The sequence below is a fragment of the Chryseobacterium sp. C-71 genome, assembly GCF_020911865.1.
Lineage (GTDB): Bacteria > Bacteroidota > Bacteroidia > Flavobacteriales > Weeksellaceae > Chryseobacterium.
Map to the genome: position 1 here is coordinate 2,532,505 of NZ_CP087131.1, position 20,177 is coordinate 2,552,681.

General features: G+C 34.1%; 22 protein-coding genes. 13 read left to right on the forward strand and 9 right to left on the reverse strand.

The window, feature by feature from the left end; genetic code table 11:
• Window positions 1-86: 86 nt before the first annotated feature.
• Window positions 87-485 (forward strand): DUF2809 domain-containing protein, encoded by a 399-nt coding sequence (locus LNP04_RS11675; protein WP_229983142.1) that lies wholly within the window; start codon window positions 87-89, stop codon window positions 483-485.
• Between the two features lie 12 nt (window positions 486-497).
• On the opposite strand, the gene LNP04_RS11680 is transcribed toward LNP04_RS11675, so the two are convergent.
• From LNP04_RS11680 to LNP04_RS11695, 4 genes are all read right to left on the reverse strand, one after another.
• A complete protein-coding gene (locus LNP04_RS11680) occupies window positions 498-1,418 on the reverse strand; it encodes a YARHG domain-containing protein (RefSeq protein WP_229983143.1) in 921 nt (306 codons plus the stop codon).
• A 5-nt stretch (window positions 1,419-1,423) separates the two neighbouring features.
• The gene (locus tag LNP04_RS11685) at window positions 1,424-2,059 is read right to left on the reverse strand and encodes a DUF2306 domain-containing protein (protein WP_229983144.1); all 636 of its coding nucleotides are present in this window, start codon (window positions 2,057-2,059) and stop codon (window positions 1,424-1,426) included.
• 169 nt (window positions 2,060-2,228) lie between these two features.
• Complete coding sequence (locus LNP04_RS11690; protein WP_229983145.1) at window positions 2,229-2,456, reverse strand: hypothetical protein; 228 nt, start codon at window positions 2,454-2,456, stop codon at window positions 2,229-2,231.
• A gap of 10 nt (window positions 2,457-2,466) precedes the next feature.
• Complete coding sequence (locus LNP04_RS11695; protein ID WP_229983146.1) at window positions 2,467-3,669, reverse strand: NAD(P)/FAD-dependent oxidoreductase; 1,203 nt, start codon at window positions 3,667-3,669, stop codon at window positions 2,467-2,469.
• A gap of 360 nt (window positions 3,670-4,029) precedes the next feature.
• Here LNP04_RS11695 and LNP04_RS11700 point away from each other — a divergent pair, with 360 nt between their 5' ends.
• The 3 genes from LNP04_RS11700 to LNP04_RS11710 all read left to right on the forward strand — a co-directional run bounded on the left by LNP04_RS11700 (window position 4,030) and on the right by LNP04_RS11710 (window position 6,290).
• On the forward strand, window positions 4,030-4,524 hold the full coding sequence (locus LNP04_RS11700; RefSeq protein WP_229983147.1) for a thioesterase family protein: 495 nt from the start codon (window positions 4,030-4,032) through the stop codon (window positions 4,522-4,524).
• Between the two features lie 75 nt (window positions 4,525-4,599).
• Window positions 4,600-5,664, forward strand: coding sequence for a thiamine-phosphate kinase (thiL, locus tag LNP04_RS11705; RefSeq protein ID WP_229983148.1), 1,065 nt, complete (start codon window positions 4,600-4,602; stop codon window positions 5,662-5,664).
• A 110-nt stretch (window positions 5,665-5,774) separates the two neighbouring features.
• Window positions 5,775-6,290: a hypothetical protein gene (locus LNP04_RS11710; RefSeq protein ID WP_229983149.1), complete on the forward strand. Its 516-nt coding sequence runs from the start codon at window positions 5,775-5,777 to the stop codon at window positions 6,288-6,290.
• 54 nt (window positions 6,291-6,344) lie between these two features.
• On the opposite strand, the gene LNP04_RS11715 is transcribed toward LNP04_RS11710, so the two are convergent.
• Together LNP04_RS11715 and pepT are read right to left on the reverse strand one after the other, a co-directional pair.
• Window positions 6,345-7,262, reverse strand: coding sequence for an IS982 family transposase (locus LNP04_RS11715; RefSeq protein ID WP_407928597.1), 918 nt, complete (start codon window positions 7,260-7,262; stop codon window positions 6,345-6,347).
• 116 nt (window positions 7,263-7,378) lie between these two features.
• On the reverse strand, window positions 7,379-8,626 hold the full coding sequence (pepT, locus tag LNP04_RS11720; RefSeq protein WP_229983150.1) for a peptidase T: 1,248 nt from the start codon (window positions 8,624-8,626) through the stop codon (window positions 7,379-7,381).
• 187 nt (window positions 8,627-8,813) lie between these two features.
• Between pepT and LNP04_RS11725 the strand changes: the two genes are divergently transcribed.
• The 3 genes from LNP04_RS11725 to LNP04_RS11735 all read left to right on the forward strand — a co-directional run bounded on the left by LNP04_RS11725 (window position 8,814) and on the right by LNP04_RS11735 (window position 11,074).
• Window positions 8,814-9,662, forward strand: a complete 849-nt coding sequence (locus tag LNP04_RS11725; protein WP_229983151.1) for a hydroxymethylglutaryl-CoA lyase — start codon at window positions 8,814-8,816, stop codon at window positions 9,660-9,662.
• Window positions 9,663-9,775: 113 nt separating this feature from the next.
• Entirely contained in the window at window positions 9,776-10,177 is a 402-nt protein-coding gene (locus tag LNP04_RS11730) for an OsmC family protein (RefSeq protein WP_229983152.1), read from the forward strand.
• Window positions 10,178-10,228: 51 nt separating this feature from the next.
• A complete protein-coding gene (locus LNP04_RS11735; protein WP_229983153.1) occupies window positions 10,229-11,074 on the forward strand; it encodes a sulfurtransferase in 846 nt (281 codons plus the stop codon).
• 172 nt (window positions 11,075-11,246) lie between these two features.
• Here LNP04_RS11735 and LNP04_RS11740 read toward each other — a convergent pair whose 3' ends face one another.
• The 3 genes from LNP04_RS11740 to LNP04_RS11750 are packed head-to-tail and all read right to left on the reverse strand — an operon-like array spanning window position 11,247 to window position 12,673.
• On the reverse strand, window positions 11,247-11,573 hold the full coding sequence (locus LNP04_RS11740) for an iron-sulfur cluster assembly protein (RefSeq protein ID WP_129535402.1): 327 nt from the start codon (window positions 11,571-11,573) through the stop codon (window positions 11,247-11,249).
• Window positions 11,574-11,576: 3 nt separating this feature from the next.
• Window positions 11,577-12,278 carry a 3'-5' exonuclease gene (locus LNP04_RS11745; RefSeq protein ID WP_229983154.1) on the reverse strand — a complete coding sequence of 234 codons (702 nt, stop codon included), beginning with the start codon at window positions 12,276-12,278 and terminating at the stop codon, window positions 11,577-11,579.
• Window positions 12,279-12,325: 47 nt separating this feature from the next.
• A complete protein-coding gene (locus LNP04_RS11750) occupies window positions 12,326-12,673 on the reverse strand; it encodes a tRNA-binding protein (RefSeq protein ID WP_229983155.1) in 348 nt (115 codons plus the stop codon).
• A gap of 256 nt (window positions 12,674-12,929) precedes the next feature.
• Between LNP04_RS11750 and LNP04_RS11755 the strand changes: the two genes are divergently transcribed.
• The 6 genes from LNP04_RS11755 (at window position 12,930) to LNP04_RS11780 (ending at window position 20,109) form a co-directional block, all read left to right on the forward strand.
• Window positions 12,930-13,502, forward strand: coding sequence for a DUF4840 domain-containing protein (locus LNP04_RS11755; RefSeq protein ID WP_229983156.1), 573 nt, complete (start codon window positions 12,930-12,932; stop codon window positions 13,500-13,502).
• Between the two features lie 277 nt (window positions 13,503-13,779).
• Window positions 13,780-14,346, forward strand: coding sequence for an RNA polymerase sigma factor (locus tag LNP04_RS11760; RefSeq protein ID WP_229983157.1), 567 nt, complete (start codon window positions 13,780-13,782; stop codon window positions 14,344-14,346).
• Window positions 14,339-15,670, forward strand: coding sequence for an outer membrane beta-barrel protein (locus LNP04_RS11765; protein ID WP_229983158.1), 1,332 nt, complete (start codon window positions 14,339-14,341; stop codon window positions 15,668-15,670). The genes LNP04_RS11760 and LNP04_RS11765 overlap by 8 nt, the downstream gene beginning before the upstream one ends.
• Window positions 15,671-15,700: 30 nt before the next feature.
• Window positions 15,701-16,666: a T9SS type A sorting domain-containing protein gene (locus tag LNP04_RS11770; protein WP_229983159.1), complete on the forward strand. Its 966-nt coding sequence runs from the start codon at window positions 15,701-15,703 to the stop codon at window positions 16,664-16,666.
• A gap of 123 nt (window positions 16,667-16,789) precedes the next feature.
• Window positions 16,790-18,325: a YifB family Mg chelatase-like AAA ATPase gene (locus tag LNP04_RS11775; RefSeq protein ID WP_229983160.1), complete on the forward strand. Its 1,536-nt coding sequence runs from the start codon at window positions 16,790-16,792 to the stop codon at window positions 18,323-18,325.
• A gap of 251 nt (window positions 18,326-18,576) precedes the next feature.
• Window positions 18,577-20,109: a helix-turn-helix domain-containing protein gene (locus tag LNP04_RS11780; protein ID WP_229983161.1), complete on the forward strand. Its 1,533-nt coding sequence runs from the start codon at window positions 18,577-18,579 to the stop codon at window positions 20,107-20,109.
• Window positions 20,110-20,177: the final 68 nt, after the last annotated feature.

The following is a 20,177-nucleotide window of genomic DNA, read 5'->3' on the forward strand; positions in this document are numbered from 1 at the left end:
ATTTAAATAAAATGCAGATATTGGGCGGACTTTAGTCCGCTCTTTTTTTAACACAAAACCAAAGGCTTTAGCCAAAATTAATCATGATGAAATTTAAATTTAACCTGAAATATTTCTTTTTAACCCTCCTTATTTTCCTTGTTGAGGTTTTAATTGCCACCGTTTTAAAAGATCAATTCTTTATCCGAGCATACTTGGGAGATGTCATCGTTGTCATGCTTTTATATACTCTTGTGAAAAGCTTTTTCATAACCAACGATACAAAATTAATTCTCGGAATTTTTGCTTTTTCTTGCATGATAGAGTTTGCCCAATTTTTCAATATTGCAGACAAATTAGGCTTCCCTGAAGGAAGCCTGATGTATATCGTAGTCGGAAATTCTTTCTCGTGGATTGATATTATATGTTATGGAGTGGGATGTTTGATCCTTTATCTTTTGGTTATAATTAAATTTAATCAAAAGGAATCTTCAAAATCCGTTTAATCTTCGGGAAAATTATCTTCCAAAAGAATTATATTTATCTTCCGCATATTTTATAAAACGGTTCAGCAACGCAACATTATCTTTTTCCATCGGAGAAAGTTCGCTGTCAACATTGTTAGAAACCGGAATATACCAATCAGTCTGCTCAAAAAAGTTTCTGTACGTCTGTTTTTTGAAAGAATAACCATGTCTAGCGAAAACTGCATTTTTAATGATTTCCATATCAAGTTTTCTCAGGTTTTTGATGTCTTTTTCGCTCAATTTTTGTTTGGAAGCATTGATTTTAAAAACGGCATCAGAAGCAACTCTGTTTTTAGATTGGGTATAAGTTTCGGTTTTACCTGTTTCTTCGTCAGTATATTTTTCTTTAAAATCTCTTGGGTTTTCCCAGTCAATCAATTCAGAATTTTGATCCAGCATAAAATTCGGATTGTAGACGAACTCTTTTTTGATCAGCTTTAAATTTTTCAGAGGAGCTTTTACCGCAGATTTATTAAATGCGGTCCATTTTCCGGTGATACTGTCGTTTTTTAATTTAACTTCAAATCTTCCGTCTGTTTTATCATTCCCTGGTTCATCAAGAATAAAAGACTGAGAACCTTCATTGAAAACCCCTCTGAAAGGTCTTTGAGTTCCGTTCACAATGCTCTGTCCGTACACAGAATCCTGAGTAATTCTATTGATCTTTAATGAAAGCCTTTTATAATCGGTTCCTTCATAATATTCTTTTGTTTCGTTGTCATAAAGCTCGCCTTTGCCAGCAAATTCTCCGGTGTAAATTCCGTAATATTCTTTATGAACTTCGGGGATTACTACAGAATCTTTTTTTGCAGTCAAGCTGTCTTTAGATTTTTCTTCAGTTTTAGCGTCTTTTTTGCAGCTTATAAAACCGATTGTAAACATAGTGATTAAGGTAAATTTTAAAATTTTCATATAGATTAAATGTGTTTTTTTCTGATTAAATATTCAATTAAAATAATATTCGGAATCCAACCGAGCCAAGCAATGATTTGGTAAACATCCATCGGATTTGGATGGAATAAATATACAATAATTACTTTCCACATTCTCAAAGTGATGGCAGAAATTGTGAGAGCAAAACTTCGCCACATCCATTGTTTGTGTTCTTTAAATTTCTTCTGTCGGGCAAGTTGATAAGCTTTAAAAGTTGTAAACCACCACAGACAGCCCAAAATCACAAAAGAAATTTTGGATAAGAATCCGCCGTTGGCAAAAATTCCCATGTAAATTCCTGATGGTGCTGCGATAAGAAGAATTAGAAAAATATAAATTTTCCCTGCGTTTTTGTGAAAGTTTTTAATGGCGAAATTTTTTCTTAAAATAGCTAAAAATCCTGCCAATAAAACAAAAATACTGATATAAACGTGAGTGTAGAAAAAGTAAAGATATTCTGGTCTTTGTTCTACTTCTGTCTGCTTAATCATTAAAAAACTGACATTCGTATCTAATGGAATGTATTCTAAAGTGATTTTCAACATCAGCCAAAAGAAATACCCGAATCCTATGATAAGAAGAATTTTTAAAACGGACAAAATTTTTTTGACTGAAAGCATTTATTTAATCTTTAGCAAAAGTAATTTCAACAGGTAAGCTATATGTAGAATCAATCGGTTTACCGTTTAGCTTCTTCGGAATCAATTCGAATTTGTTCATTTCGTTGATTGCTCTTTCCATCTCTCTATTCATGGAAACATTCGTTCCTGTTGTTTTTATATTAGTGATTTAGCCTTCTGACGTGACAATGAATGTGACTTCGGACTTTACTGTTCCTTTTCCGTTGACTTTATCCATGTCAAAAACTTCAGAAAACCTTTGTCTGAAACTATACATTTCTTTAAGATGAGGAGTGTCATAAATTTTATGAACTTTCTCGCTTTTTGAAAGGCTTTCTTCTTGCGAGAAAATTTTTCCACAACTCATAAGTACAATAAAAAGAAGTAATTTTTTCATTTGAAATTTTTTATAAATTATTCAAATCCTGAGCAATCAGCCACGCTTCACTCCAGCATGCCTGAAAATTAAATCCACCGGTTACGGCATCAATATTCAATACTTCTCCGGCAACGTAAAAGTTAGGCAAAATTTTCGAAGACATATTTTTAAAATTAATTTCCTTTAAATCTACTCCTCCTGCGGTGACAAATTCATCTTTAAAAGTCGATTTTCCTGTAACCTGAAATTTCTTTCTGCATAAATTTTCCAAAATCGTCTGCATTTCTTTTCCGGAAATGTTGGCAATTTGTTTGTTCGGATCAACTTTCGAAACTTCTAAAATTCTCTGCCAGAAACGATTGGTCACATCAAAAATCTTCGACGATCCAATTAGCTTTTTAGGGTTGGAAATTTTAAAATTCTGAAATAATTCTTCAGCTTCATCAATATCTTTAGAAATAAAATTTACCTGAACTTCAAAGTTATATTTTACTTTCGCCAGATTAATCGCTTCCCAGGCAGAAATTTTCAAAATCGCTGGTCCAGAAAGTCCCCAATGCGTAATCAACAAAGGGCCGCTTTCTTCAGTTTTTAACTTTGGAATAGACGTTTCTGCCATTTCGAAGCTTGTTCCCAAAAGATCTTTTAGCAAATCATCTTTTATATTAAATGTAAATAAAGAAGGAACCAAATCAATGATTTTATGTCCTAAATTTTCAATCATTTTTAAAGACTTTGGAGAACTTCCAGTCGTGTAAATCACAAAATCAGCTTCAAAATTACCTAAACTTGTTTTTACAAGATATTTTTCGTCTTGTTGCTCAATTTCTTTTACAGAACATTTTGTTTTTACTTCAACGTTTTTCTGCTGAATTTCATTCTGAAAAGTATTGATAATCGTTTGTGAAGAATTGCTTTCCGGGAAAACTCTGTTATCATTTTCAATCTTCAACGAAATGTTTCGTTTTTCAAACCAGTCCATTGTATCTCCTGGCTGGAATTTTGTGAAAACACTCAACAATTCTTTGTTCCCACGGGGATAGAACTGAACCAATTCTTTTGGATCAAAACAGGCATGAGTAACATTGCATCTTCCGCCTCCCGAAATTTTCACTTTTTGAAGTACATCTGAGTTTTGTTCGAGAATAGTAATTTTATATTTCTTTTCGTCAAGATTTGCTGCACAGAAAAATCCTGCGGCACCACCTCCGATAATGATAATTTGCTTCATAACTATGTAATCTTATGCTGAAGATTATTTTTGCAAAACTACAATTTTTATAAACCATCTTATTTGAGTAATTTTGAGGATTGTAATTTTTGAACTTTCAACCTAAAATTATAATCACAAATCGAAGATTAGACGTAGTCAAAAGTCACAAAAGCTTTTGAAACACATTAGTTTATTTAAGTTGCCTTTCAACAATTTATAGAAGAACACATTAGTTTTTAAAAAAAATCTTTGATTTTTGCTTATGTGAACTTAATATTTTCAAAGTTGTAAACTTTCTTAAGTGTTCTAAGGTGTCTTAAAACTGAGATACGTTTCTGTGATTAAGTAATAAGTTCAATTTTAAAACTATTATTAAAAATGATTTTTTACCATACATTTGAAGTTCGCTGGAGCGACCTAGACGCCAATAAACATCTTGCCAACTCGTCTTATGTACAATATTGTGCGCAGACTAGAATGGCTTTTATGAAAAAAGAAAAAATGGGAGTTACCCAAATGAGCCGATGGGGAATTGGCCCTGTAATTATGCATGAAAGATTTTCTTTCTTTAAAGAAATCTTTGCTGACCAGAAAGTTATTGTGAGCCTTGAAATCGACGGATGTGCCGAAGATGCAGCGATCTACCGTTTTTTGCACAAGTTTTATCTTCCAGACGGCTCACATTGTGCTACTTCTGAAGCAACAGGCGTTTGGATCGATACGATGCTCAGAAAAATGACTTCTCCACCAGATGATGTTGTTGAAGCAATGAATAAATATAAAACTGCTGAAACGATTTTAATGACGAGAGAAGATTTTAAAAAGCTTCCTTTCCGTCCGGAAAATATAGATCCGGCAATTTTTACTAAATAAATGATAATCGATTAAATGTTGATTGATTTTTTGTCATCATTTATCAATTATCAACCATCAATTATATAAGAATTTATGTTTGAAGATAAAGAACCAGAATTAACGCCCATCTCTAAATTAGGAGAATTCGGACTTATAAAACACCTAACTCAATTTTTTCCTTTATCCAACGAGTCTTCGGAAGTTGGAGTAGGAGATGATGCTGCAGTAATCAATCCAGGAAACAAAAGAGTTGTGTTAACGACAGATGTTTTGGCGGAGGGCGTTCATTTCAATTTGGGATATGTTCCATTGAAGCATTTAGGCTACAAAGCGGTTGTTGTGAATCTTAGTGATATTGCGGCAATGAATGCAACACCAACGCAGATTTTGGTTTCTCTTGCAGTTTCGAACCGTTTTCCGGTAGAAGCTCTGGAAGAATTGTATTCCGGGATTCAGGCGGCTTGCGGAAGATATAAAGTTGATTTAATTGGCGGAGATACAACGAGTTCAAACGCCGGTTTGGTCATGAGTATTACTGCTATCGGAATTGAAGACAAAGAAAATATTGTCAAAAGAAGTGGCGCAAAACCAAATGATTTGCTTGTAGTTTCAGGAGATTTGGGTGGAGCTTATATGGGACTTCAGATTTTGGAAAGAGAACATGCTATTTTCTTAGCAGATCCCAATATGCAGCCTGAAATGGAAGGTTTCGATTATATTTTGGAAAGACAATTAAAACCTGAAGCAAGAACGGATGTAAGAGGAATGTTAGAACAGTTAGATATCAAACCAACCTCTATGATTGATATTTCTGACGGTTTGGCTTCAGAAATTCTGCATCTTTCAGACCAATCAAAAGTTGGTTTCAGATTGTATGAGGAGAAAATCCCGATGGATAATCTGACGATTACTACAGCAGACGATTTAAATTTAAATCCCGTGATGACGGCTTTAAGTGGGGGAGAAGATTATGAATTATTGTTCACGATTTCACCAAATGATTTTGAAAAGATGAGAAATCACCCGGATTTTACTATTATCGGTCATGCCGTTGAAAAGGAAGAAGGGAATTTCATGGTAGCAAGAGGATCTAATCAATTGGTTGCGTTGACGGCGCAAGGTTGGGATGCTTTCTTAGGAAATCAACAGAATGATTAAAATTTAATTTTAAATATTGTGAAGCCACTGCATTTTTTGAGGTGGTTTTTTGTTACTATCAATTATCTAATTTATAAAATTAATTTTTTAAATTAGATAAAATAAAAATGATGAAAAATAGTATTGCTGAAAATTTTGTAATGCAAACTAAGCAACTTTATAACTTAGGAATTGAATTGAATCCTAATGATGAAATTGCTGAGGAAGTTTTAAAAGAAGCTTTAATTATAAAACCTAAAGAATCGGAGTATTTATATAATGAAAATCCTATTTTAGATCTCATAAAAAATTATCATACTGAAACATTTGATATTGGAATGATTCATTTTTATGATGATAAAAAACTTCAGTCATATGAAGATTACATAATTGTAGGCAGCGATGGAGCTGGAGAATTTATTTCAATTCAAAAAAGCACAGATAAAATTTACTTATTGGATGGTTACTTTGAGCAGATTTTATTTTGCTGTGAATCTGCTGAGATATTTTTAAATAATCTTATAAAAATTGGTGAAGCCAATATTATTAAATTATCAACTGATGAAAAATACAGATTGGCAAAAAGCATGAGTAGCAATGATGAAAACCTAGGTTTTTACTTGGATTCATTAGGAGCTACTCAATAATACAAAACCCACTATAATCGTAGTGGGTTTCTCTATATTTAACCTGAGTTCGGTTTAAGCAAAATTTAAAAACAATTGACCATCATTTACTTTTTTTAAGTTTAATGATGGTTTTTTGGGGAAGAAACAATAAGCAGTTAAGCTCCCCAAAATATTCATCATAAAATTACTAACACTTCTGTGGCGAGTATGTTCCACTTGACAATGGTTCTTTAATTCATCATTGATCGTTTCAATGATGGCTCTTTTTCGGAGCAAAATTTTGTCTTCCATTTTCATAATATGATTCTTCATATTCTTACGAAGTTTAGTAAAAAGCTGGATTCCATCAGCAAAAAGCATTTCCCAAAGAGCCTTGGAAAGATATCCTTTATCGGCAAATAGTTTTCCAAAAAGCTGCTGCGTCATTTTTTTGATATGCTTTGGGTTTCTGTCATCAATATTTCCTTTCGTTATATAAAAGGATAAAAGTTCTCCCTTTTCATTACAAACCAAATGCAGTTTAAACCCATAAAACCAACCCATCGAAGATTTTCCTCGCTCTGCCAAACCTTTGAAAACTTTGTGATTGTGAATCCTTTGGTTTCTGCAAACTTTTAAAGTTGTGCTGTCCATAAAGCTGATTCCAGTACATTTACCCAGACATTTTTCTTTCAAAAATAAGGCAAAAACCACAAAGCTTCTTTGCTGAAGTTCTATAAATCTATTGTAGGAAAGGGCTTTGGGAAAAAAATTATTCCAATAACCACAAACTATTTCCTGATAATAATGCTTAAATGTTTTGTGTGCACCCAGATGAAAACCAATCATAATCGTAATAATTTCAGAATCCGACATCATAGATCTTCTGTTTCTTCTCTTCTTTTGGTCGCCGAGCGCCTGAAATTTCATGTGTTTGATTTGGAAATCAAATTCTTTACAGAAATCATCAACTTGTACAAAAATATTTGTAATTTGGTCTTTCAAAATCATAAGCAATAGTTCGTTTAAATATTTGAATGTTAGATACTTAAATATACGAATTATTGCTTTTTATTGCAAATTTATTTTGTATTCTTATCCCGAACTCAGGTTATTTATGTAAATTCTTACGCCTTCACAATATTCACAATCACCTCAACAGCTTTCTCCATACTTTCCAATGCTACATATTCATAAGGTCCATGGAAATTCATTCCACCAGCGAAGATATTTGGACAAGGCAATCCCATGTAAGATAGCTGTGCTCCGTCTGTTCCGCCTCTGATTGCCTTAATTTTAGGTTCAATTCCCGCTTCTTTCATCGCTTTTGCAGCAAGATCAATGATGTACATTTTGCCTTCAAACTGCTGTTTCATGTTGCGGTATTGTTCTTTAATCTCCACTTCAGCGGTTTTTTCTCCGTGTTTTTGATTAAATTCTGCAACTTTTTCTTCCATGAATTTTTTTCTAGCCTCAAATTTTTCATCGTCATGATCACGAATGATGTATTGAAGTTTACACTCCGAAACATCAGAAGTCACATCCATCAAATGATAAAAACCGTCAAAACCTTTTGTGGTAGAAGGAGTTTCGTTCGAAGGTAAAGATTGGATAAATTCAGCCGCCAAAAGACTTGCATTCACCATTTTTCCGAAAGCATAACCAGGATGTACACTTAATCCGTGGATTTTTACCACTGCTCCGGCTGCGTTGAAGTTTTCATATTCCAGTTCTCCAACTTCACTTCCGTCCATTGTATAAGCGAATTCTGCCCCGAATTTTGTAACATCAAATTTATGTGCACCTCTTCCGATTTCTTCATCCGGAGTGAAACCAATTGCCATTCTTCCATGTTTGATTTCAGGATGTGCAATCAGATATTCTGCTGCCGTTACAATTTCTGCACAACCTGCTTTGTCATCAGCTCCGAGAAGTGTATTTCCGTCAGTTGTAATTAAAGTTTGACCGATATGTTTTTTTAAACTTTCAAATTTTGAAGGAGATAGGGTAAAATTGCTTTCTTTATTTAAAATTAAATCTTCTCCCTGATAATTTTCCCAAACCTGAGGTTTTACGTTTTCACCACTGAAATCCGGTGAAGTATCATAATGAGAAATAAATCCGATGGTTGGCTGATTATCATTCTCCAAATTAGAAGGAACATATGCCATAATATACCCATGATCATCAATAGAAATATCTTCCAGCCCGATTGTTTTCAGTTCTTCAACGATGTAATTGGCGATGTCCCACTGTCTTTCTGTAGAAGGTGTTGTTTCGCTTTCTGCGTCACTGGTTGAATATATTTTTACATAACTGAGAAAACGGTTTAGTAATTTTTCTCTCCACATTTCGTTGAATTCGATAGTACTCATTAGATGTCTAAAATTTTAACAAAGTTAACAAATTTGATGCTGAGAACACGTTTTTTGTATTTGAATATGAGATATTGAAATTATAAATCAGATATAAATTATTGGTTATCAAAAGAATCTTAGCTTTGTTTTGTGCAAAGAACGAATTGTTTTAGTTTTATTATATTTGAGAAAATCAAAAGTGAAAATGTTTCTTACAGAATGTCCTAGAGATGCCATGCAAGGTTGGGGAGAATTTATCCCGACTGCCAAAAAAATCGATTATATCAACTCATTAATGGAAGTGGGTTTTGATGTTCTGGATTGCCTGAGTTTTGTGTCTCCAAAAGCAATTCCACAAATGGCTGATTCTGCTGAAGTTGCAGAAAACATAGATAAATCTTTATCCGATACTAAAGTTTCTGCGATTATTGGAAATTATAGAGGTGCAGAAAAAGCACTGGCGCATCAGTCTGTGGATATTTTAGGGTTTCCTTTTTCTATTTCTGAGACTTTTCAGCACAGAAATACAAATAAAAGCCAGGAGGAAGCTTTTGATGAAGTGGTAAAAATGCTGGAACTTACCAATAGCACCGGCAAAGAACTGAATCTTTATTTTTCAATGGCATTCGGAAATCCTTACGGTGAAATGTGGAAATGGGAAGATGTAGATTTTTGGGCAAAAAGATTTTCGGAAATTGGAATTAAAAACATCTTATTGTCTGATACTACAGGAGTTGCAACAACGGAAACGATCTCTGTTTTATTTGAAAAAATCCCTTCAAAATATCCAGATATTGATTTTGGAGCACATTTTCATAACCGATATGAAGATTCTTATTCTAAATTAAAATCTGCTTATGATAAAGGTTGCCGAAGATTTGATTCTGCCATCAAAGGAATTGGTGGTTGCCCAATGGCAAAAGATGATTTGGTGGGAAATATGCCGACCGAGCAAGTGATCAACTTCATGAGTTTAGAAAAAGCGGAACACAAGTTGAACTTATTGAATTTCGAAAGTTCTTATAATAGAGCAAAGGATATTTTTCATTTTTGATACTTTAATTAAGTCTTTGTGGGCTTTTAAAAGTGAAACGACTTTGTGAAACTTTAAAGAGCCAAACAAAAAACACTGTGAACTTAGTGTTCAAAATTATTAAATGCATATTTATGACATCAAAAATAACATACCTCGGTGGACTAAGATGTTCAGCTGAACATTTACAGTCAGGAACTATCATCGAAAGTGATGCGCCAACCGACAACCACGGGAAAGGAGAAAAGTTTTCACCAACCGATCTTTGCGCAACTTCATTAGCAGAATGCGCATTAACGACTATTGCAATTTTGGGCAAAGACAAAAAAATCAATATTGACGGAGCGTACTGTACACTTCAGAAAATTATGAAAACCGAGCCAAGAAGAATTGGTGAAATCGTTTGTAATTTTGTTTTTCCAGATTCCTATTCAGATAAGGAAAAAGCGTTCATCGAAGAAACCGCTCACAATTGTCCGGTAGCGAGAAGCCTTCATCCGGAATTGGTACAAACTATGATTTTCATTTATCAATAATATAGCCGCAGAAATTTCTGCGGTTTTGTTTTTTACGACTATAAAACTTATATGAACAAAATATCACCAATAATTTCAGCTTCTGAGTTAAAAAATATTCCTAACGAAAATTTAATTATTCTTGACGCACGAGTCGGAAAAGATGCTTGTCAAAGCTATTTAAATAAACACATCCAAGGAGCAAGGTTTGTAGATTTAGATAAAGATTTGGCTGAAATTGGAGAAGATGTTGCTTTCGGAGGAAGACATCCGCTTCCAAGTATTGAAAAGTTTAGAGAAACATGTTCAAATCTTGGAATTGCTGAAGATTCTCACATTATAATTTATGATGATAAAAATGGTGCAAATGCAGCAGCAAGAACATGGTGGATGCTTAGATCTTTTGGATTTCAAAATGTACAGGTTTTAGATGGTGGAATTCAGGAAGCTGAAAGAGAAGGTCTAGAATTTTCTTCAAAAGAAGAAACTTTTGAGAAAGCAGAAATCATCAAAAGACAAGATTGGCTTCTGCCAATTTCAACCTTGGAAGATGTTGAAAATGAATTGACAAGCGATTCTGCAACCGTTATTGATGTAAGAGATTCTTACCGATACAAAGGAGAATCAGAACCAATTGATTTAGTTGCCGGGCATATTCCTGGAGCGATCAATATTCCTTTTTCTGAAAATTTAGATGAGAACGGATTTTTCCTGAAACCTGAAATTTTAAGAGAGAAATATTTAAAATTACTACAAAACAAACCTAAAAGATTAATCATTCACTGTGGTTCCGGAGTTACTGCTTGTCATACAATTCTGGCTCTTGATTATACTGGTTTTGAAATTCCGAATCTGTACGTGGGTTCGTGGAGCGAATGGAGCAGAAGAGAAGGAAAAGAAGTTGCAAAGGAGATTTAGATTAAACTATACTTTTGTCATTCCGATTAGGAATCTAAGCTATTATAATTAAAACATTGCCGAGATTCCTACGGAATGACAAACATATATTTAAAGAATAAAAAAATCAGGATTTGTCAGAAGCAAAAAAAGCTGCCAAAAAATTGACAGCCCATTTATTTTTAATCAAAATTTAAAGCATTCCCAGCTCAAATTTCGCCTCTTCACTCATCATATCTTTGTTCCAGGTGGGCTCGAAAGTAAGTTCCAAATCTACGCTTTTTACATTTTCTACTTCGGCAGTTTTGTCTTTTACTTCTTGCGGCAGACTTTCTGCAACGGGACAGTTAGGGCTCGTTAAGGTCATGATGATTTTCACATCGGCTTCTTCCGAAATCTGAACGTCATAAATCAATCCCAATTCGTAAATATCCACCGGAATTTCGGGGTCATAAACGGTTTTTAGTACTCTTATAATTTCTTCACCGATGTCGGCAATCTGATCGTCTGTAAAGTTCATTTGTTAATCTAAATTGATATTTCTCTGCAATAAATCTTCCTGACGCATACGCCGGAAAATATTTGCCAAAGTTAAGACATCTTTTTCACAATAGTCGACTATTCGCTGCAAGTCTTTTTCTATGTAGTAGATTGATGAAACCATTGAGCCGTCGATGTCGTCTTTCGGGGTCGGAATTCCGAAAACATGGGCTAAAAGTTCCAGAGAAATATAGCTTTTGTAGTCTCCGAATTTCCAAAGTTCCATCGTGTCAAGATGCGGGATTTCCCACGGTTTTTTCCCAAACATCTGAAATGGAGTAGGAGGCTGCATTCCATTAATTAAAAAGCGTCTCGCAATCCAAGGAAAGTCAAATTCTTTTCCGTTGTGAGCACAGAGAATGACATCCCGAAGCCTTGGACTGTTGAAGAGTTCACCAAATTCCTGTAATAGCTTTCTTTCATCATCATTGGCAAAACTTTTTATTCTTAAAGTTTCGTTTTTCTCGAGCATACCAATACTGATGCAGATGATTTTTCCGAATTCTGCCATAATTCCTGCTCTTTCGTAAAAGTCTTCTGGTGAAATTTCATCTTTGCGCTGATATCTTGTTTTTTTATCCCAAAGTTTTTGCTCAGTTTCCGGAATTTCGTTCCAGTCTCCGTAGAGCGGAACTGTTTCAATATCAAGGAATAAAACTTTTTCTAGAGGAATGTTCTGTATCATATTTGTGTTTGATTAATTGATTTTAAAAACTAAATTTTATTTGGAATCTACCCAACCTGCAACCCATTTTTTGTTGGAAGAGAAGGTGATAAAAGCGTAACATCTTTCGCATCTTCACCGTAAACGCCTAAAACCAGACATTCGCTGAAGAAATTGGCAATTTGTTTTTTAGGAAAATTAACCACTGCCAAAATCTGTTTTCCAACTAAGTCTTCTTTGCTGTAAAGTGTAGTGATTTGTGCGGCTGATTTTCTGATTCCTAAATCTCCAAAATCGATTTCAAGCTGATACGAAGGATTTCTTGCTTTTTCAAAATCATTAACAGAAATAATCGTTCCGCATCTGATGTCTAATTTTTCAAAATCTGCCCAGGATATTTCAGGTTTTATGTTCATTATCAATTATTATTAAATGGTGTTTCCAATAGTCATCAAGTATTGTAGTAAAATGAAGTTGTATTGAATCCACCTTTATAACAAATGTATTAAAATAATAAGAAATCTAAAATGTGATTTAAATCTATATTTTTTTTGATTTAATAATCAGTCAGTTATATCTTTTTAATAAAAAAGGATGCAAGATTTTTAAAATGATGGGTTTATGTTATTGAGTGCTCAAAAAATAGATGTTTAACGATAAATTTTAAAAAAAATGAAGAATTTAAATGCCTTTAAGGCTTTTGTAGTTGGTTTTTGTGCACTTGTTGGTTTTTCTTTGATCTCATGTGTGGATGATTATGAGCCGATTCCTGTAAAATTAGAAGATGTGAATGGGAATTATAAAGCCAGACTTTTTACAACACAAGGAAATATTAAAAATGAAAAAACAGTTGATCTAAGTGTAAAAAAAGACACGGTGATATTCAATGATTTTCCTGTGAAAGAAATTGTAAAAACGATAGTTACTGACCCTGTGAAAGCAGAAGCAGCATTGACGGCTATCGGAAAGGTGAAGTATAAACTTAATTATACCTCATCATTAAATACCACCAACAATGTAGTTGAATTGAACTTTGCTCCAAAAACTTTAGTACTGCAGATTCCGGTGGACGGAGTTACAAAAAATGCGATTGTGAAAATGGCGGCACCACAAAAAGGATTTTATGTAGGGCAAGACTGGTCATTAAGATTTGGTATTGTTGCAGAAAAAATAACTGTTGATGGTGTTGATTTAACTCCTTATGAAATCATAAAATATGATTTTCCGTATTGTGTGAAGAACTAAGAATATTATCTGAAATAGATTGCGCTTTAGTAAAGGGCAATCTATTTTTGCATTCGAATTTGAATGTTTTCTGATTGTCCGTAATCTATCAGAATTTAAAAAGCTTTGTGCTCTTTGCTGAGTGAAATCGAAGATTCGACGAAGTCAAACGCCCTTGCGAACTTTAAAAGCAGTCAGTGATAAAAATCTTTGCGGACTTTGCGCTAAAAAAGGTGTTATTATTAAAAGCGGACATTCAAAAATATTAATAAAAAAATAAGTGTAACTGAGGCAGTACATGGAAGAAAATAAGGAACAGATTTTGGCAAAACGCCTTCTTGCAAAAGAAGAAGCTGCCTGGAAAGAGCTTTTCGGAGCTCATTCCGGAAATCTTTCCTATGTCTGCTCACGTTACATTATTGAGAAAGATGATGTGCATGATGTGCTGCAAAACAGCTTTATTAAGATGTTCCGTTCCATAGATTCTTTTCAGTATCGTGGAAATGGATCTCTTAAAGCATGGATAACACGCATCGTCATTAATGAATCTTTAAGGTATCTCAAGCAGAATCTTAGTCTGAAAACGGATACAGATCTCGATACCATTCCGGATTTTTCTAATGATGATGAGCCTGATCTTGAATGTATTTCAAAAGAAAGCCTGATGGAAATGATCAGATCGCTTCCGGATGGTTACAGAACTGTATTTAATCTTTATGTGTTTGAAGAAAAAAGCCATAAGGAAATTGCCAAAATGTTAGGAATAGCAGAAAATTCTTCGGCTTCCCAATTTCATAGAGCGAAGGCAATGCTTGTGCAGAAAGTGAATGAACATAAAATGATAAAAAAAGCGCATTATGAGTAAAGATTGGCTAAATGATCTGCGCAGAAAAATGGAAGATCACACAGAAAATGTTCCGGAAGGGTTGTGGGATGATATTCGATCTGAATTGTTCGATGAAGATGAGCATATTCTTGGTGCAGTTCCTACTGACGTTAAAGGTCAAATTAAAAATAATGCTCCTAAACTTAATACTATTGTTTACAGAGCAGTAAGTGTGGCTGCCGTACTTGCATTTGTGTTTTTTGGAATCAATCATTTTTTTGAAAATTCGAATGAAAAGAAAATTGTGCGTTCAGGCGATTCCAAAACTGAATCGGTGATTGCTCAATCTTCTTCTGAAGAAACTAATAATAGCAATACTTATAATCAGGATTATATTTTTAAAAATGATCATATTAGCAAAATTTTCAAGGATAAATTGGTTGGGAATAGGTCTTCAGAAACCATCAAAGACTTGTTAAAAGGAGATATTGCTCATGTTTTTAATGCTGACGAGCAGAAAAAGAGTTTAGATTTCAATAATCAAAATCAAATTTTATCTCAAGAAAATAACACAAAAAGTAACAGTGACGAATTTAGAGAAAATGAACATCTTTTAGCAATAAACGAGTTAGACAAAAAACCAGATTTACCTAAAATTAAAACAAATAAATCCTGGATGGTAAGTGTTCTTACAGGAAATGCCTCTTCGGGTTCTGCAGGCCAAGTTCCGGGATATGCTACTTTCAACGGAAGCAACATGAGCATTAGTGATGTTTTTCACAGTTCAAGCACAGAGCTGGATCCGCTCACTCAGGTACTTTTAGCTAATCAAGATCAACAAGTTGATGCCAAAATAAAACATAAAATGCCCGTGACTTTCGGTGTTTCTGTGTATTACAACATTGGAAAACGATGGGGAATTGGTACCGGAATTACGTACACCAAACTTTCCTCTGATTTGCATTCCGGAAGCGATGCGAATTATATACAAAGCGATCAGACCATCCATTATGTAGGAGTGCCGGTGCAGGTAAATTACAATGTCATTAAAAAACCTGCTTTCACGGGATATCTTACGGCAGGAACTTTAATAGAAAAATCAGTTTCGGGAAGTTTAAAAACCAAGTACGTCGTAGAAAATGCATTTAAAGATGAAACCGAAGAGAAATTAAGCTCCAAGCCTACACAAATTTCCGTCAATGCCGCCGCCGGAGTACAGCTTAACGTTACCAATAGGCTGGGAATCTACGCAGAACCAGGGTTAGGTTATCACTTTAAAGACAACAGTACATTAAACACCATTTATAAAGAAAAACCGCTCAATTTTAATCTGAAATTCGGATTAAGGTTGGCACTCGACTAAATACAAAATTATCAACCAAATCAATTTTTTATGAAAACAAAAATCACTTTTTTAGCATTTTTACTTTTAAGTTTTTTTAATCTTAAAGCACAATGCAACCCTACCGTTACCAGCCCGAGATTAGACGCAATGTTCCAGGGCAGTATCGTATTCTGTAACTCAGAGTCGGAAACGTTATCTGTAACGCAATCCTTCCAAAGTTACCAATGGTACAGGCAGGAGTGGGATTGGCAGACTCCCAATACCAATCCTTGGGTGGCTATACCCGGGGCGACATCTCAGACATTAACGATTAATGGAACTGCGGATATGCTTCATTACTTTAAAGTTGCCGTTTCAGAGAATGACTGTACTGCTGAAAGCACACCAATTCTTGCAGACGGATATGCTTACGGTCTTCCGTATTTAATGGCCAATTTCACGCCGGGAACTTATGAAGAAACCAATCCGGGGGAATACAATGTCTGCGCAGGTGCATCGGTGCAGCTAGATAACGGATTTCCAGGTGTATATGGAACGCATACGTGGTTTAGATGTCTTCCCGGAAGTAATCCTCCGTCACCCAATGAACCTTGCACGATACCAGGAGCAACGGGTGATACTTACATTGCAACAACAACTGGGGAGTACGGTTTTTATGCCTGTACAGAATATTGCCCTGATCAATGTGAAATGCTTGCTTCTTTTGCTTTCATTAAATTAAATTTTGGAGAGTACAGCTTCTGTAACTTGGCTACCGGAGAAACTAAAACGAAAGAAAATAGTTTAAGTATTTACCCAAATCCTACAGCGCAGCTTTTATATATCGGAAAAGAATCGGATAAAAAATACAGCGAAATTTCAATAATTGATATGTCCGGAAAATTGATTCTTCAAAAACGAGATCATCAGGCAGGTAAAGCCATCGATGTAAGTGCATTGGTTCCTGCAACGTACATGATTGTTTCAAAAACTGCCGATGGTAGAATTTATAAAAATAAGATGATTAAGAAATAGAAGATTAGATAATCATAGTTAGTTTTTTTATGCTTTTAATGTGGAGTCGGCGCAAATTATTTTGTGCCGATTTTTTATTGTTTGATCAGAAAAAAATATTAATTTTACTCAAAACACATTGCAATGCTGATTAAAATTTATGGAAGTTCCATCTTCGGAGTCTCTGCACAGACCATCACAATAGAAGTAAACATTGATACGGGTGGAGTGGGTTATCACCTTGTTGGTTTACCCGATAATGCTATAAAAGAAAGCAGTTACAGGATTTCTGCTGCACTGAAAAACGTAGGATATAAAATTCCAGGAAAGAAAATTACGATTAATATGGCACCCGCAGATTTGCGGAAAGAAGGTGCTGCTTATGATTTAAGTATTGCCATCGGAATTTTAATTGCCTCTGATCAGATTTTGGGTGAAAATGTTCAGGATTACGTCATCATGGGTGAGCTTTCACTCGATGGAAGTCTGCAACCCATAAAAGGTGTTCTGCCGATCGCCATTCAGGCGCGGGAAGAAGGTTTTAAAGGGATTATTTTACCAAAACAGAATACCAGAGAAGCAGCCATCGTCAATAATTTGGATGTGTATGGCGTTGAAAATATCAAAGAAGTCATTGATTTTTTTAATGAAGGAAAGCCTTTGGAAAAAGTACTTTTAGATACCCGAAAAGAATTTCAGGATAAAATAAACAGTTTCCCATTTGATTTTTCTGAAGTGAAAGGTCATGAAACTGCCAAAAGAGCAATGGAAGTAGCCGCTGCCGGTGGTCATAATATTATTCTCATTGGGCCGCCGGGAAGCGGAAAAACGATGTTGGCGAAAAGAGTTCCGAGCATTTTGCCGCCACTTACTTTAAAGGAAGCTTTAGAAACTACAAAAATTCATTCTGTAGCCGGAAAAATGGGAACGGAAACGTCTTTGATGACAGTTCGGCCATTCCGCAGTCCACACCACACAATCTCGGATGTTGCGCTCGTTGGGGGTGGAAGTTATCCTCAACCTGGAGAAATTTCACTCGCTCACAATGGTGTTTTATTTTTGGATGAAATGCCTGAATTCAAACGAACTGTTTTGGAAGTCATGCGCCAGCCTTTGGAAGATAGGGAAGTAACTATCTCCAGAGCAAAATTTACGATCAATTATCCTTCAAGTTTTATGTTGGTGGCATCGATGAATCCAAGTCCGAGCGGATATTTTCCCGATGACCCAAATAATACGTCTTCGGTTTTTGAAATGCAAAGGTATATGAATAAGCTTTCGGGGCCGCTTTTAGACCGTATTGATATCCATGTTGAGGTTCAGAAAGTTGAATTTGAACAATTGGCAGCAAAAAGAAAAGGCGAGAAAAGTGAAGACATCAGAAAACGTGTTTTGATTGCCCGTGAGATTCAGAATGAAAGGTATAAAGATTTGTCAATCAGTTATAACGCTCAAATTGGCTCTCGTGAATTGGAGAAATTTTGTGAATTGGATGATGCGTCTTTTAACCTCATCAAAATGGCGATGGAAAAACTGAATCTTTCCGCAAGAGCCTACGACAGAATTTTAAAAGTAGCAAGAACAATCGCCGATTTGGAAGAATCTGAAAATATTTTGTCGCATCATATTTCTGAAGCGATACAGTACAGAAGTCTGGATCGGGAGTTTTGGAATGTATGAAATTAAACTCAATGGTTTTAAATAACATAATCCTCAAAACTCAAAACCTAATAGCATGAATATTCCTCAAAATTGGGTGTTTAAATTTTCTTGCCTGTTTTTCTTTCTTTTCATCACAACTTTATATTCTCAAAAATATCATTCAGAATATAATAAAACTGTGAATCAAATTCTGAAAACACTGCATTTAGAAACAAATGATAAAAATAGATTCTCTTAATACGATTCTAAAACAATCGAATAATATATGTATGCAAACATTAGCAGTACATTATGATGCATCAATCTATTATTTATTAAAAAATGATCTCAATAAAGCTGAAAATAAATCCTTAGAATGTATAGAAAAAGCAGAAACCAATAAATCTAAAATGGATCCTGACTGCTATAGAAGTATTGTGAAAATGTCTGCAACGAGGTTATTTTATATTTACAGAAGAAAAGCAGAATACGATAAAGCCCTTAAAATTGTATTAACTCATAAAAAAGAAATTGAATATTCTGAATTTCTTTCGTTTTTTGCTATTAATCAATATGACATGCAACACTATAGCAGTGCAATAGAGAATTTTGAACTGAGTTTACGAAAAACTCGACCAGATCATCCGGATTATTTAAGTAGAACTGCAAATATTTACACCTTTATTGGAGATGCTTTTGTACAGAAGTACAAGAAGATACAAAACAAAAACTTGTTAGATTCTGCCAATAAGCATTATAGAATGGCGTTTGTTAATGGGAATAAGTTTAATAAAAATAATTCATATAATTCTGCATTATACAATTCGAGATTGGCTAAAACTGAATATTACAAAAAAAACTATTCTAAGGCTGTATCATATTATAGAGCATATTTTGATCATCCTATCGTGCGAGAGAATTCATTTACTTATCAATCATATTGTATTGGATTGGCAGAAAATTATCTGAAGCTTAAAAAAACCAATCTGTCATTAAAATATTTGATCAAATTAGATTCTGCATATACTGTAAAATCAGGAACCGAACAGTTTTACATAGCAGGTTTGAGTGCTTATATGGATGCCTATCAACAGAAAGGCGAAGATAAAAAAGCATTGTATTATGCAAGGCTATATTTGAATGAAATACAAAAATTAGAATCCAACAAAGAAAAAGCTCATGAAGTGATGAGTCTTTTTAATATTGAGGAATCAAATGAAAAAGCTCAACAGATCATCAATTCGAGGAAGAATTGGATGGTTTTTCTTTTCATAGCAGGTCTCGTTTTAATTTTTATCATATATGCTATTATCCGAATTTATAATTTAGATCTAATAAAAAAATTAGTTTCTAATAAAAAAATTATAAAATCTCTTGAAGAACAGATTGAGATCAGAAAGATTGAATTCAATTTGAAAATAGTAGAAGAACCCCAACAAAAATCAAAATATTTGACAGATATTGAGGGTTTTGAGGAGATACAAGAAAAACTGTTAAAAATAGAAAGAAATAAAGAATTTCTCAACCCTAATTTTAAGCTTTCCTATCTGGCAAAAAAATTAGGAACAAACACAGCATACCTTTCAGCTTTTTTTAATGATTATCTAGAGAAGGGATTTAGTACATATCTACAAGAAAAAAGAATAGAGTATTTGCTGAAACTTTTAGATAACGAGAAAATATATCATAAATATACCGTACAGGCAATTTCAGAACATATAGGATATAAAAGTGCATCATCTTTCACAAAAGTTTTCAAAAAACACATGGGTATGAATTTTTCAAACTATTTAGAGAATTTTAATATAAGTAGTTTAAAATGATGATCTTACACTTCTTGTAACCTACTCTTTTTTATAAAAAAGCGCATCTATACCTTCTTAAAAAATGA